Below are 13,167 nucleotides of genomic sequence, written 5' to 3' on the forward strand. Positions count from 1 at the left end.
CGCCGGCCGGTTCTTCGGGCCGGGCACGCTGCCCGCCCCGCACGGATCTCCGCCGCGAGAAGGCGAATGCGGAGATCGCCCATGGCCAGGTCATGGGGCAGGATTGCCGGACGCTCGCGCGCAAGCCGCGCCTCACCCACGAGCCTCCCGTTGTCTTGCCCGTGGCTCGGCCGAACGAAGCCACAGGCGAAAGGCTGTCCGCGCGGACTGCGCGGCACCTTTCCGCACAGAAAGACGAAACATGTTCAATCACCACAAAGTGGAAATCGAGTGGGGCGGCCGCCCGCTCATCCTCGAGACGGGCAAGATCGCCCGCCAGGCCGACGGCGCCGTGCTCGCCACCTACGGCGAGACCGTCGTGCTCGCGACCGTCGTCTCCATGAAGGAGCCGAAGCCGGGCCTCGACTTCTTCCCGCTGACCGTCAACTACCAGGAGAAGACCTTTGCCGCCGGCAAGATCCCCGGTGGCTTCTTCAAGCGTGAAGGCCGGCCGAGCGAGAAGGAGACGCTGACCTCGCGCCTCATCGACCGCCCGATCCGCCCGCTCTTCGCCGAAGGCTACCGCAACGACACCCAGATCGTCGTGACCGTCGTCCAGCACGACCTCGAGAACGATCCGGACATCCTGTCGATGGTCGCGACCTCCGCGGCGCTGACGCTGTCGGGCGTGCCCTTCATGGGTCCGATCGGCGCCGCGCGCGTCGGCTACATCGGCGGAGAATACGTGCTGAACCCGCACATCGACGAGATGCCGGAGTCCAAGCTCGACCTCGTCGTCGCCGGTACCACCGATGCCGTGATGATGGTGGAGTCCGAAGCCCACGAACTCTCCGAGGACGTGATGCTCGGCGCCGTGATGTTCGGCCACAAGGCCTTCCAGCCGGTCATCGACGCCATCATCAAGCTCGCCGAAGTGGCCGCCAAGGACCCGCGCGATTTCACCGCGCCGGACTACTCCGCGCTCGAAGCCGAGATGCTGAAGATGGTCGAAGGCGAGCTGCGCGCCGCCTACAAGAACACCGACAAGCAGGCCCGCTACGCCGCGGTCGACGCCGTGAAGGCCAAGGTCAAGGCCGCCTTCGCACCCGCCGAGGGCGAGGAGGCGAAGTGGACCTCCGAACAGATCGGCACCGTGTTCAAGGAGCTCCAGGCCAAGATCGTGCGCTGGAACATCCTCGACACCGGCTCGCGCATCGACGGCCGCGACCTGCAGACGGTTCGCCCGATCGTCTCGGAAGTCGGCATCCTGCCGCGTACCCACGGCTCGGCCCTGTTCACCCGCGGCGAGACGCAGGCGATCGTGGTCGCCACGCTCGGCACCGGTGAGGACGAGCAGTTCGTCGACGAACTGACCGGCACGCGCAAGGAGACCTTCCTCCTGCACTACAACTTCCCGCCCTATTCGGTCGGCGAGACCGGCCGCATGGGTTCGCCCGGGCGCCGCGAGATCGGCCACGGCAAGCTCGCCTGGCGCGCCATCCACCCGATGCTGCCCGCCGCCGACCAGTTCCCCTACACGCTGCGCGTCGTCTCCGAGATCACCGAGTCGAACGGCTCGTCCTCGATGGCGACGGTCTGCGGCACCTCGCTGGCCCTGATGGACGCGGGCGTGCCGCTCGCCAAGCCGGTGGCCGGCATCGCCATGGGCCTGATCCTCGAAGGCGAGCGCTTCGCGGTGCTCTCCGACATCCTGGGCGACGAGGACCATCTCGGCGACATGGACTTCAAGGTGGCCGGCACGCAGGACGGCATCACGTCGCTGCAGATGGACATCAAGATCGCCGGCATCACCGAGGAGATCATGCGCGTCGCGCTCGATCAGGCCAGGGGCGGCCGCACCCACATCCTCGGCGAGATGGCCAAGGCCATCACCAAGGGCCGGTCGGAGCTGGGTGAGTTCGCCCCGCGCATCGAGGTCATGCAGATCCCGACCGACAAGATCCGCGACGTCATCGGCTCCGGCGGCAAGGTGATCCGCGAGATCGTCGAGAAGACCGGCGCCAAGATCAACATCGAGGACGACGGCACGGTCAAGATCGCCTCTTCGAACGCCAAGGAGATCGAGGCGGCGAAGAAGTGGATCCACACCATCGTGGCCGAGCCGGAAGTGGGCGAGATCTACGAGGGCACGGTCGTCAAGACCGCCGACTTCGGCGCCTTCGTCAACTTCTTCGGCCCGAAGGACGGCCTCGTCCACATCTCGCAGCTCGCTTCCGAGCGGGTCCAGAAGACGACGGACGTGGTCAAGGAAGGCCAGAAGGTCTTCGTCAAGCTGATGGGCTTCGACGAGCGCGGCAAGGTCCGCCTCTCCATGAAGGTCGTCGACCAGACGACCGGCAAGGAGATCGTCCGCGAGAAGAAGCAGGACGGCGACGAAGAGACCGCCGCCTGACCCTTCTCGATCGAAGAAACTCGACGGGCGCGCCTCCGGGTCGCGCCCGTTTTTGCATGGTCGTCGCGCCGCGTGCCCTGTGCGGCAAGCAGCGACGTTCCGGGGCGGGCGACGACATGATGACGAACGATGCGCTGAAGACCCTGCTGCACCCCTTCGAAGCGGAGCTCATCGCGGCGCCGGGCCGCAGGGCGCTGTTCCTCGGTCCGCGGGCGGGCCTGCGGCTGCCGCGGTCGCTGGACGTCGATCTCCTCGCCGTGCAGGGCTTCCGCCCCGACGTGCTCGCACTCGAGAAGGCCGGATTTGCAGTGAAGCCTCGCGCTGAAGGGGAAGCCTTCGACCTCGCGCTCGTGCTGCTCGGCCGCCATCGCGGCCAGAACGAGGCCTGGCTCCGCGAGGCCTTCGCACGCACCCGGGAGGGTGGGTTGGTGGTCGCCGCCGGCGGCAAGGCGGACGGCGCCGACAGCCTGCGCAGGCGTTTCGCGGGCGTGCTCGCGCCTGCCGGCCATCTGCCGAAGCACCACGGCGTCGTCTTCTGGTTCGACCGGCCGTCCGATGCCGACCTCGCGGCGGAGCCCTTCATGCGAGGCGAGGCGGCCAGCCGCGTCGACGGCCGCTTCCGTACCGCTCCGGGCATGTTCTCGCACGACCGCATCGATCCGGCCTCGCGGCTGCTGGCGGACGATCTGCCGGCTGCGATCAAGGGACGTGTGGCGGATTTCGGCGCCGGCTGGGGCTACCTCTCCTCGGAGGTCCTGAAGCGGAATGCCGGCATCACCGCGCTCGACCTGCACGAGGCCGACTGGGACTCGCTCGAGGCCGCGAAGCAAAACCTCGCGCCGCTGGCCGGGGACGTGCCGCTCGGCTTCCACTGGCGCGACCTGCTGCAGGAGTCGGTGGCGCGGCAGTATGACCTGATCGTGATGAACCCGCCCTTCCACGAAGGCCGCGCCGCCGACCCCGCAATCGGGCAGGGCATGATCCGCGCCGCATCGGCGGCGCTGAAGCCCGGCGGCCGACTGCTGATGGTCGCCAACCGCGGGCTGCCCTACGAGGCGACCCTCGCGTCAGCCTTCGGGGCGACGGGAGAGGCCTGCCGCGACGACCGCTTCAAGGTTCTGTGGGCCCGGAGATAGGCGCCGCCGCCGGTGTCAGTGGATGGCGGCGGACGGCAGTTCGATCGGCTTGCCGTCGTGGATGACCAGCGGCCCCGGGCGACCGTAGAGATAGCCCTGGAAGACCTCGCAGCCGGCGGCGCGCAGCAGCGCGGCCTGGTTCTCGGTTTCCACGCCTTCCGCGATGGTGTGCACCCCGAGCGCCCGTGACAGGCCGACGATCGTGGAGACGACGGCGCCGCCATTGTCCTTCTCGATGCGGCTGACGAAGGACTTGTCGATCTTCAGCTTCTGGAACTGGAAGTCGATCAGGTAGGACAGGTTGGAATAGCCGGTGCCGAAATCGTCGACCGCGACCGAGATGCCGAGCGCCGAAAGCTGGCGCAGCATCGCGGCGGCGCGCTCCTTGTCCTGCATCATCGCCGTCTCGGTGACCTCGAGCTCGAGCCGCTTCGGGTCGAGCCCGGTCTTGTCGAGCACCGACTTCACGAAGCGGACGAAGTCCTTCGTCATGAACTGGACGGGCGAGATGTTGACGGCGACGAAGCAGTCGTCGGGGAGGGAATGCGCGTCGGCGCAAGCCTTGTGCAGCACCCACTCGCCGATCGGCCCGATCATGCCGGTCTCCTCGGCGATCGGGACGAACTCCATCGGCGGGATGGAGCCGCGCTCGGGATGATTCCAGCGCAGGAGCGCCTCGTAGCCGACGACGCGGCCCTTCATCAGGTCCATCTGCGGCTGGTAGTGCAGGTCGAAGTCGCCACGCTGGAAGGCGACGTGGAGCTCCGATTCGAGCCACTGGCGATACTCTGCCACCTGCCCCATCGTGTCCTGGAACACCGCCCAGTTGCCCACCCCGGCCGCGCGGGCGTTCTGAAGCGCCAGGTTGGAGCGGCGCAGCAGGATGATCGGATCCCGCCCGTCCTTGGGCAGGGCCACGAGACCGGCCGACAGGTTGACCGTCTGCTGGTGCGTGGCGAGCTTGTAGGGCTTGGCCAGTTCCTCGAGCAGCGCCTCCACCATCCGGTCGATGCGTTCGGCGACCTTGCTCTCGGGCACGAGCACCGCGAACTCGCCCGCGCCGATGCGGCCGATCTCGAGCCCCTCGGGGAGGTTCTTCTTCAGCCGCCGTGCGAAGGCGCGGATCAGCTGGTCGCCCTGGCTGTAGCCGATCGCGTCGTTGATCTGCTTGAAGCGGTCGATGTCGAGGTCGATCATGTAGACCGGGTCGCCGGTCCGCGCCGTGCTGGCTGCGGCCTCGGCGATCTTGCCGATCATGGCGTTGCGCGAATGGAAGCCCGTCAGCTTGTCGATCTGGGTCTCCTGGAACACGTAGCTCGCCGATTCGTCGACGCCGGCGAAGAATGACAGGGCCGTACCGGCGGCCGCCAGAGCGCAGAGCGCCGCGATGACGCCGCCGAGCACCGCAGGCTCCAGCCGGGTGACGTTCTCGAGCAGACCGAACTTCAGGGCCCAGATACCGAGCAACAGGCTTCCGAGGCCCGCGGCTGCGATCGTGATCAGCCTGAAGACCGGTGTCCTGTTCGGATTGCTTACCGCTGCCATGCCGAGTTCCCCAATTCCGGAGCACCCTAGGCCGGGTCCGCTGAAATTTTGGTGCAGGCGATGCGTAAAGCTTTAGCGATGCCCGGATTTATCGGTAGATGGCGGAATCACTCGCCCTTCTTGAGTTCTTCCAGCGCCGGCATCGAGACGATGTGGTAGCCGCTGTCGACATAGTGGATCTCCCCGGTCACGCCGGAGGAGAGATCGGACAGGAGGTAGAGCGCGGAACCGCCGATCTCGTCGATGTCCACCGTCCGGCGCAGCGGCGCATTGCGCGCCTGGTAGGCGAACATGTGCCGCGCATCGGCAATGCCGGCGCCCGCGAGCGTCCGCACCGGACCGGCCGACAGCGCGTTCACGCGGATGCCGGCGGGACCGAAATCATTGGCGAGGTATCGGACGCTCGCCTCCAGCCCCGCCTTGGCGACGCCCATGACGTTGTAGTTGGGCATGACGCGCACCGACCCCGCATAGGTCAGCGTCAGCAGCGATCCGCCCGTCGTCATCAGTGCCGCGGCGCGGCGCGCGACCTCTGTGAAGGAGAAGCACGAGATGACCATCGTGCGCACGAAATTGTCGCGCGTGGTGTCGGCGTACCGGCCCTTGAGCTCGTTCTTGTCGGAGAAGCCGATGGCGTGGACGAGGAAGTCGATCCCGCCCCACGCGTCCGAAAGGCGAGTGAAGACGGCATCCATCGAGGCGGTGTCTTCGACGTCGCAGGGCAGGACGAGCCCGGCGCCGAGCGAGTCCGCGAGCGGCTTGACCCGCCGGCCGAACGCCTCGCCCTGATAGGTGAAGGCGAGTTCGGCGCCCTGTCCGGCGAGCCGCTTGGCTATTCCCCACGCGATGGAATGGTCGTTGGCGACGCCCATCACGAGCCCGCGCTTGCCCTTCATCAGGTCCTGCATGACCGGTCTGCCCTATGCGTGCCGCTGAAAGACGAGGGTGGCGTTGGTGCCGCCGAAGCCGAAGGAGTTGGACAGGACCGTGTCGAGCTTCGCGCCGTCGATCCGCTCCCGCACGATCGGCACGTCCTCGAATTCCGGGTCGAGCGTGTCGATATGCGCGCTCTTGCCGATGAACCCCGCCTGCATCATCAGGATCGAGTAGATCGATTCCTGGACGCCGGCGGCCCCGAGCGAATGGCCCGTGAGCGACTTGGTCGAGGAGATGTGCGGGATCCTGTCGCCGAACACCTCGCGGATGGCGCCGATCTCGCGCTGGTCACCGACCGGGGTCGAGGTGCCGTGCGTGTTGATGTAGTCGACCGGCCCGTCGACGGTGGCGATCGCCTGCTTCATGCAGCGCACCGCGCCCTCGCCCGACGGCGCGACCATGTCGTATCCGTCGGACGTGGCGCCGTAGCCGACGACCTCGGCATAGATCTTCGCGCCACGCGCCCTGGCGTGCTCGAGTTCCTCGAGGACGAGCACGCCGGCGCCGCCGGCGATGACGAAACCGTCGCGGTCGACGTCATAGGCGCGGCTCGCCACGGCGGCGCGATCGTTGAACTTGGACGACATGGCGCCCATGGCGTCGAACAGGTTCGACATCGACCATTCGAGATCCTCATGGCCGCCCGCGAACATGACGTCCTGCTTGCCCCACTGGATCAGCTCGTAGGCATTGCCGATGCAGTGCGCCGAGGTCGAGCAGGCCGAGGAGATGGAATAGTTGACGCCGTGGATCTTGAACCAGGTGGCAAGCGTGGCCGAAGCGGTCGAGGACATCGCCTTCGGCACGGCGAAGGGGCCGATCCGCTTGGGTGAATTGTTCTTGTTGGTGATCTCGGCGGCTTCGACGATGGTGCGCGTCGAGGGGCCGCCGGAGCCCATCACGATACCGGTCCGCTCGTTGGTGATGTCGCCCTGTTCGAGTCCGGAATCGCGGATCGCCTGGTCCATCGCGACGTGGTTCCATGCGCCGCCCTTCGACAGGAAGCGCATCGCGCGGCGGTCGACCAGCTCCGTCGGGTCGAGTGTGGGGCGTCCCCAGACCTGGCAGCGGAAACCATGCTCCGCAAAGGATTCCGAAAAGCTGATGCCGGACCGGGCGTCGCGCAGCGAGGCCTCGACTTCCGCCGCATCGTTGCCGATCGAGGATACGATCCCCAGCCCGGTCACGACCACTCGTCTCATGATGGAGCTCCTCTCCGCTGTGCCGCCCGGGAGTCGCGCATGCGACCGACGAACAGCGATCGTGTCAGGCTGCGCCCTGCTTGGACAGACCGACCTTCAGGTCGGACGCATGGTATATGGTCTCGCCATCAGCCTTCAGCCAGCCGTCGGCGATGCCGAGCACGAGACGGCCGCGCATGACGCGCTTGAAGTCCACGCCGTATTGGACGAGCTTCACCGACGGCGTCACCATGCCCTTGAACTTCACCTCGCCGGTCGAAAGTGCCATGCCCTTGCCCGGCTCGCCCAACCAGCCGAGGTAAAAGCCCGTCAGCTGCCACATGGCGTCGAGACCGAGGCAGCCGGGCATGATCGGGTTGCCGATGAAGTGACAGGGGAAGAACCACAGGTCGGGCCGGATGTCGAATTCGGCGCGGATGTACCCCTTGCCATGCTCGCCGCCGGTCTCGCTGATGTCGGTGATGCGGTCGAACATCAGCATCGGCGGAGCGGGCAATTGCGCATTGCCAGGTCCGAACAGTTCGCCCCGGGCGCAAGCCAGCAGGTCCTCGTAGCCGTAGCTTGATTTCTGCTCCGCCATCTGTTCCTTCCCCATTCGTCGCCGGCTTCCTGCCGATCAGGTCGGGATTTGCACGTCCCGCCGCGAAATCGTCGCCTGCGCTTATCGCGATGCCGACCGGGGGTCAATGCGCGAGGCCGTGTCCGTGGGCGCAAGGCCGCAGCCTGAGCTCGTTCCGGGCGCATTCCCGCAGGCCGGCCGCGCTTGACAGCGCATCGCCGCTGGCGTTCGCTTAAGGCCGAGGGTGGGATCGGCCGATGAACGGAACGGATGCGACACGCGCGGGCGCGCGGGGCGGCGGAGGATGGGGCTGGACACCGCAGATCGCCTGGGTGGCACTGACCATGCTGTTGTCGCTCCGCGGGCTCTACTCCATGCTTCCGATCGCCTCGGATGCATCGCTGCCGCCCGCGGTGACGGCCTATCTCCAGGCTGGCATCGCGGTGGCGGTGGTCAACCTGTTATGGGGTGGCTGGGTCATGCTCGCGGCGCGGTCCCGGTCGCGTGCGCTGCGACGCGGCTTCCTCGGCTGGCAGTCCTTTAACCTCGTTGCGATCGCGGCCTCCGTCGGCTTTGCGACCCTCTACGGCAACTTCGTCACGACGGCGGCGGGGCTGATCCTTCCAGGCGTCGAGTTCGTCGTCGGCATCGCGCTGATCGTCCACGCGCTGCGGCTGCCCGATACGACCGCGCCCGATGACGCGGCGCCGTCCCCGCCGGCCGCAACCCGTCCGGCCTCGACCGCAGGCACCGTCCTTGGGGCGCTCCTCGGCGGCGTCGCCGGCGCCGTGCTCGGCGGCATCGTCGGGTTCCCTTTCGGCGCGTTCCTCGCCGAACGTCTTGGGATCTCCTGTTTCGAAGGCGGCTGCGGTTACTTTGCCGCTGCGGTCGGCCTCCTCCTCGTCCTCGCCGGTTTCGTGGCAGGCATCGTGGCCGCCATGAAGCGGATCCGCCGCGCCGGGACGGGCTCTGCCACATGACCTTCGGTCCGGATCTCACTTTCGCGTGTATCGATTGAAGCACGGCAGCCATGGCCATACTTCCGCGGCAACGCTAGACTTGGCCGCGGCAATCTCCCGAGGCGACAGGTGTGATACGTTTCCTTTTTCGGTTTGTTGCGGTGGTGTCGCTGGCTGCTGCGGTCATACTCGCGGTCGCTGATGCGACGCGTTCGATCGCGGCGTCGGAACTCGTCCTGACGCCCCTGGGAACGAGCTGGTTCGCCGTCTCTCCGGAAACGCTCAATCTCGCGCAGGCGGTGATCCAGCGCTACGTGCTGGCCGGGCTGTGGGATCCCGTGATCGTGTCCGTCCTGAACCTGCCCGGTTTCGTCGCGTTCCTCGCCATGGCGTTGCTGTTCTATGCGATCGGACGCCGGCCCCAACACCGCTCCGGGCGCGTTCGTGCCTGAGCCGACCATGTCCAGTCCTTCGGAGAGATGAAATGTTCTTTCTCGGTGATCTCCTCAACAAGAAGCAGACCATGCCCACCCCCGAAAGCGCTCTGCGCGGCCGCGACGCGCCGCTGCCGACGGCGCGGGTGCACGACGTCAACGGGCGTCCGCTGAAAGGACCCTATCCGGGGGGGCTCGAAACGGCCTATTTCGGGATGGGCTGCTTCTGGGGCGCGGAGCGGCTGTTCTGGCAGACGCCGGGCGTCTGGGTGACGGCCGTCGGCTACCAGGGCGGCTACACGCCGAACCCGACCTATCCGGAGACCTGCACCGGCATGACCGGCCATGCCGAGGTGGTGAAGGTGGTCTACGATCCGGCCGAGGTCTCCTTCGCCGATCTCCTGAAGATCTTCTGGGAGAGCCACGATCCGACGCAGGGCATGCGCCAGGGCAACGACGTCGGCACGACCTACCGCTCGACCATCTACGCGACCACGGCGGAACAGCTCGACCAGGCGCTCGCCTCGCGCGACGCCTACGAGCGGGAACTGCGCCGTGCCGGCCGTGGCAAGGTCACGACGGAGATCGCGCAGGCTCCGGAGTTCTACTATGCCGAGACCGAGCACCAGCAGTATCTGAGCAAGAATCCCGGCGGATATTGCGGCCTGCGCGGGACGGGCGTGTCATGCCCGATCCCGGGCGTCGCGGCCGAATGATCGGGCGCCGCGACACTCGGGGCCTTTTCCGGAAGGTCAAAAAATCCGCGTGAGTTTTGCCATGGGCCGTGCAAGAGTGAGGAAGAGCGGGGGCCGCGAGCCCCTGCCGGACCTCATGCGCGGGTGACGACCGGCGCAGACGGGCCTGACAAGAAACCGATTGGAAAAACCAACAGGGTGTGGATCACATGAAGCGTCTCGTCCTTGGCCTGATGGCCGCAACTGCACTGTCCCTGCCGGCTTTCGCGGCCGACATCGCACCCGCGATCATCTACGATCTGGGCGGCAAGTTCGACAAGTCGTTCAACGAAGCCGCCTATAACGGCGCCGAGAAGTTCAAGGCCGAAAGCGGCATCGAGTACGTCGAGTTCGAGATTTCCAACGATGCCCAGCGCGAGCAGGCGCTGCAGCGCTTCGCCGACGACGGCCGCAACCCGATCGTGATGGCGGGCTTCTCCTGGGCGGCGGCGCTGGAGAAGGTGGCGGCCGAGTATCCCGAGACCAACTTCGCCATCATCGACATGGTCGTCGACGCGCCGAACGTCCGCTCGGTGGTCTACAAGGAGCACGAGGGCTCCTACCTGGTCGGCGTCATGGCCGCGATGGCATCGGAGTCCAAGAAGGTGGGCTTCATCGGCGGCATGGACATCCCGCTGATCCGCAAGTTCGGCTGCGGCTATGTCGGCGGCGCCAAGGCGGCTGGCGCGACGGACGTGTTCCAGAACATGACCGGCGACACGCCGGCTGCCTGGAACGACCCGACCAAGGGCGGCGAGATCGCCAAGGCGCAGATGGACCAGGGCGCGGACGTGATCTACGCGGCCGCCGGCGGTACCGGCGTGGGCGTGCTCCAGGCGGCGGCGGACGCGGGCAAGCTCGGCATCGGCGTCGATTCGAACCAGAACGGCCTGCAGCCGGGCAAGGTACTCACCTCGATGCTGAAGCGCGTCGACGTCGCCGTCTATAACGCCTTCAACGACGCCAAGAACGGCCAGTTCACCTACGGCTTCAACGTTCTCGGCCTCGCCGAGGACGGCGTCGGCTACGCCATGGACGAGAACAACAAGGAACTCGTCAGCCAGGAAATGCTGGAAGCGGTGGAGAAGGCCAAGGCCGACATCATCGCCGGCACCGTCCAGGTGCACGACTACATGTCGGACAATTCCTGCCCCTACTGATTACGGATCGCGATCCGTTTGCGCCGCCGGGCCTCGTGCCCGGCGGTTTTGTTTTGGACCCCGCCCGTGTCACCAGTTGTGGCGGCCGGCCGCTGCCTTGTAGTTTGGATCATCGTCAGGGCCGCCTTCGATTCGGCCGACATGAGTGAGCCGGATCATGACATCGAACGGAAGCGCCCGCCGCATCGCGGCCCTCGTCATGCTGTTGCTCGCAGGCATCCTCGCCGGCGCACAGCTGGCCAAGATCGCGCCGCTGGTCGAGTGGTATCAGCGGGAGGCCGGCTATTCGCTGGTCACGATCGGCTGGCTGACCTCGACGCTCGGCCTCTTCGTCGCCCTCGCCGCGCTGCCTGCCGCCTTCGCCATCGACCGCGCCGGCATGTACGCCTCCTTCGTAGGCTCGTCCGCGGCGCTGGCGCTCGGCGGCGTGATGCTGGCGAGCTTCGAGACGCCGGCCGCCGTGCTGTCGGGCCGGCTCGTCGAAGCGCTGGGATACCTGGTGATCGTGATCGCCACGCCGGCCCTGCTCGCCGCGCTCGCGCCCGAGCGGCTGAAGGCGCCGGCGCTGGCCGTCTGGGGCGGCTTCGTGCCCCTCGGCTACGCCTTCGCGGATTTCGCGGCCGCCGCGCTGCTGCCGGCTGTTTCCCCGCCGACCTATCTGATGATCGTGGCTCTCTGCTTCGCCGCCAGCGCGGCCGCAGCGGCAGTGCTGGCGCTCGGCCTGAGGCCTGTGGGCGGCGATCCGGCGGCCGACCGGGTCCCGGCGACCATTGGTTCCACCTTCACCGTCCCCGTGGGCGCGGTGGCTGCGGCCTTCGGCGCCTACGTCGTGCTGTCGCTCGGCTTCTTCTCGTTCCTGCCCAGCTTCGCCGGCGACGGCACAAGCGCGATCCTGCTGTCGGCCGGTTTCGTGGCACTGCTCGTGCCCTTCGGCAACGTGCTGGCCGGCGTCCTCGTCGAAGGACGGAGCGCGCGTTTCATCGCCTGGCTGACCGTCGCCGGATTCCTCGCCGGCGCGGCCTCGGCGGTGCCCTTCTTCTCTTCGCCCGATCCGGTGGTCGCGACAGCCGCCGCGGTCGTGTTCGCGATCGCGGGGGGCATCGTCGCCTCGGCGCTGTTCGCCAGCATCCCCTCGGTGGTTCCGGCCGGAGGCTCGGTGGCGGTGGGCATCGGTCTCGTGGCGCAATCCGGCGGGCTCGGCACGCTGATCGGGCCGCCGCTCGCCGGCTACGTCATCTCCGAATTCGCCTGGCCGGGCTTCGGCTGGTTCCTGGCCGTCGTGTCACTGCTCGGCGCGCTGTGCCTCGCCCCGATGCTGCGCGCTGCCCGGCCGGCGGTCTGAGCCTGCGCTGTCAGCGGCCGGCGACGGGACGCGCGGTGCCCTCGAACGGGAACGGGCCGGTCCGGAGCGACGCCGTGCCGTCTCCCGCGGCGGCCACATAGCGCTGCCCTGCTCGCGGAGGAGGAAGCTCGGGTCCGCGCCAGCGCGTCACCCCGGCGGGGCCGAGCGCGCCGAGCGCCACGAAGCCGATCGCGTCGTCATAGATCGTCCAGAGCTGGAGCGGCGAACCGTCGGACGCGGTGCCGAGATCCAAGGGCACGAAGCGGATCATGTTCTCCCGGCCGATTTCGAGGATGCCACCGACGCCGCCCTGCGGGTCGGCAAGAGTGACGACGAGATCGGGCGTCACGGATCGCGCCTGCCTCTCGCCCGCCACGTAGCTCGCGCCGCAGGCCGCGGCCGCGCAAGCGAGGAGCAGCGCGCCCTTCCAGCCTGGCTGTGCCTGCGAGGCAGCGGCGCCGGCGCGGCGGCGCGTCCGCTCGGCAGAAGCCGTCGGCACCGCCGCGCGCATCTGCGGCAGGCTGCCCAAGCCGGCCTCGACGGCGCGCCACAGGTCACGATCGGCAATGGCGTCGCTGCGCCTGATGCGCTCCGAAAGCCGAAGCACCGCCTCGCGGAACTTCGGATCGCGTTCGAGGTCGCGCTCCGCGCGCTCGCGCTCGGCCGGGGCCATCCGGCCCATGACGTAGTCTCCCGCCCGCCCGTGTCGATCGCCGTCGCCGCTCATGCCGTCCGTTCCGAAACCGGTCCTCCCGGGACGCTGCAAGC

The 13,167-nt window shown here is 67.9% G+C and carries 12 protein-coding genes; 7 read left to right on the plus strand and 5 right to left on the minus strand.

Features of this window, described 5'->3' with window-relative positions; genetic code table 11:
* Positions 1-241: 241 nt before the first annotated feature.
* Positions 242-2,392, plus strand: coding sequence for a polyribonucleotide nucleotidyltransferase (gene pnp, locus IAI54_RS21685; protein WP_187969161.1), 2,151 nt, complete (start codon positions 242-244; stop codon positions 2,390-2,392).
* 119 nt (positions 2,393-2,511) lie between these two features.
* Complete coding sequence (locus IAI54_RS21690; RefSeq protein WP_187973289.1) at positions 2,512-3,528, plus strand: class I SAM-dependent methyltransferase; 1,017 nt, start codon at positions 2,512-2,514, stop codon at positions 3,526-3,528.
* 15 nt (positions 3,529-3,543) lie between these two features.
* On the opposite strand, the gene IAI54_RS21695 is transcribed toward IAI54_RS21690, so the two are convergent.
* From IAI54_RS21695 to fabA, 4 genes are all read right to left on the minus strand, one after another.
* Positions 3,544-5,073, minus strand: a complete 1,530-nt coding sequence (locus IAI54_RS21695) for a putative bifunctional diguanylate cyclase/phosphodiesterase (protein ID WP_187969162.1) — start codon at positions 5,071-5,073, stop codon at positions 3,544-3,546.
* Between the two features lie 107 nt (positions 5,074-5,180).
* Positions 5,181-5,981: an enoyl-ACP reductase FabI gene (gene fabI / locus IAI54_RS21700; RefSeq protein ID WP_187969163.1), complete on the minus strand. Its 801-nt coding sequence runs from the start codon at positions 5,979-5,981 to the stop codon at positions 5,181-5,183.
* A gap of 12 nt (positions 5,982-5,993) precedes the next feature.
* The gene (gene fabB, locus IAI54_RS21705) at positions 5,994-7,211 is read right to left on the minus strand and encodes a beta-ketoacyl-ACP synthase I (RefSeq protein ID WP_187969164.1); all 1,218 of its coding nucleotides are present in this window, start codon (positions 7,209-7,211) and stop codon (positions 5,994-5,996) included.
* Between the two features lie 64 nt (positions 7,212-7,275).
* The gene (gene fabA, locus IAI54_RS21710; protein ID WP_187973290.1) at positions 7,276-7,791 is read right to left on the minus strand and encodes a 3-hydroxyacyl-[acyl-carrier-protein] dehydratase FabA; all 516 of its coding nucleotides are present in this window, start codon (positions 7,789-7,791) and stop codon (positions 7,276-7,278) included.
* Positions 7,792-8,027: 236 nt separating this feature from the next.
* On the opposite strand from fabA, the gene IAI54_RS21715 reads away from it, so the two are divergent.
* The 5 genes from IAI54_RS21715 to IAI54_RS21735 all read left to right on the plus strand — a co-directional run bounded on the left by IAI54_RS21715 (position 8,028) and on the right by IAI54_RS21735 (position 12,399).
* Positions 8,028-8,750: a hypothetical protein gene (locus tag IAI54_RS21715; protein ID WP_187969165.1), complete on the plus strand. Its 723-nt coding sequence runs from the start codon at positions 8,028-8,030 to the stop codon at positions 8,748-8,750.
* Positions 8,751-8,890: 140 nt separating this feature from the next.
* Positions 8,891-9,181, plus strand: a complete 291-nt coding sequence (locus IAI54_RS21720; RefSeq protein ID WP_338021472.1) for a hypothetical protein — start codon at positions 8,891-8,893, stop codon at positions 9,179-9,181.
* A gap of 32 nt (positions 9,182-9,213) precedes the next feature.
* Positions 9,214-9,879: a peptide-methionine (S)-S-oxide reductase MsrA gene (gene msrA, locus IAI54_RS21725; protein ID WP_187969167.1), complete on the plus strand. Its 666-nt coding sequence runs from the start codon at positions 9,214-9,216 to the stop codon at positions 9,877-9,879.
* 188 nt (positions 9,880-10,067) lie between these two features.
* Complete coding sequence (locus IAI54_RS21730) at positions 10,068-11,057, plus strand: BMP family lipoprotein (protein WP_187969168.1); 990 nt, start codon at positions 10,068-10,070, stop codon at positions 11,055-11,057.
* Between the two features lie 157 nt (positions 11,058-11,214).
* Positions 11,215-12,399, plus strand: a complete 1,185-nt coding sequence (locus tag IAI54_RS21735) for an MFS transporter (protein WP_187969169.1) — start codon at positions 11,215-11,217, stop codon at positions 12,397-12,399.
* Between the two features lie 10 nt (positions 12,400-12,409).
* Here IAI54_RS21735 and IAI54_RS21740 read toward each other — a convergent pair whose 3' ends face one another.
* Positions 12,410-13,126 carry an anti-sigma factor domain-containing protein gene (locus tag IAI54_RS21740; RefSeq protein WP_187969170.1) on the minus strand — a complete coding sequence of 239 codons (717 nt, stop codon included), beginning with the start codon at positions 13,124-13,126 and terminating at the stop codon, positions 12,410-12,412.
* Positions 13,127-13,167: the final 41 nt, after the last annotated feature.

Origin of the sequence: Aquibium microcysteis (assembly GCF_014495845.1) — a bacterium.
Lineage (GTDB): Bacteria > Pseudomonadota > Alphaproteobacteria > Rhizobiales > Rhizobiaceae > Aquibium > Aquibium microcysteis.

What these genes read in the sequence shown, in the direction of transcription:
- IAI54_RS21690 (WP_187973289.1), top strand. Translation starts at nt 2,512, where the DNA reads ATGACGAACGATGCGCTGAAGACCCTGCTGCACCCCTTCGAAGCGGAG.
- IAI54_RS21695 (WP_187969162.1), bottom strand. Translation starts at nt 5,073, where the DNA reads ATGGCAGCGGTAAGCAATCCGAACAGGACACCGGTCTTCAGGCTGATC.
- IAI54_RS21715 (WP_187969165.1), top strand. Translation starts at nt 8,028, where the DNA reads ATGAACGGAACGGATGCGACACGCGCGGGCGCGCGGGGCGGCGGAGGA.
- msrA (WP_187969167.1), top strand. Translation starts at nt 9,214, where the DNA reads ATGTTCTTTCTCGGTGATCTCCTCAACAAGAAGCAGACCATGCCCACC.
- IAI54_RS21735 (WP_187969169.1), top strand. Translation starts at nt 11,215, where the DNA reads ATGACATCGAACGGAAGCGCCCGCCGCATCGCGGCCCTCGTCATGCTG.
- pnp (WP_187969161.1), top strand. Translation starts at nt 242, where the DNA reads ATGTTCAATCACCACAAAGTGGAAATCGAGTGGGGCGGCCGCCCGCTC.
- fabB (WP_187969164.1), bottom strand. Translation starts at nt 7,211, where the DNA reads ATGAGACGAGTGGTCGTGACCGGGCTGGGGATCGTATCCTCGATCGGC.
- IAI54_RS21740 (WP_187969170.1), bottom strand. Translation starts at nt 13,126, where the DNA reads ATGAGCGGCGACGGCGATCGACACGGGCGGGCGGGAGACTACGTCATG.
- fabA (WP_187973290.1), bottom strand. Translation starts at nt 7,791, where the DNA reads ATGGCGGAGCAGAAATCAAGCTACGGCTACGAGGACCTGCTGGCTTGC.
- IAI54_RS21730 (WP_187969168.1), top strand. Translation starts at nt 10,068, where the DNA reads ATGAAGCGTCTCGTCCTTGGCCTGATGGCCGCAACTGCACTGTCCCTG.
- fabI (WP_187969163.1), bottom strand. Translation starts at nt 5,981, where the DNA reads ATGCAGGACCTGATGAAGGGCAAGCGCGGGCTCGTGATGGGCGTCGCC.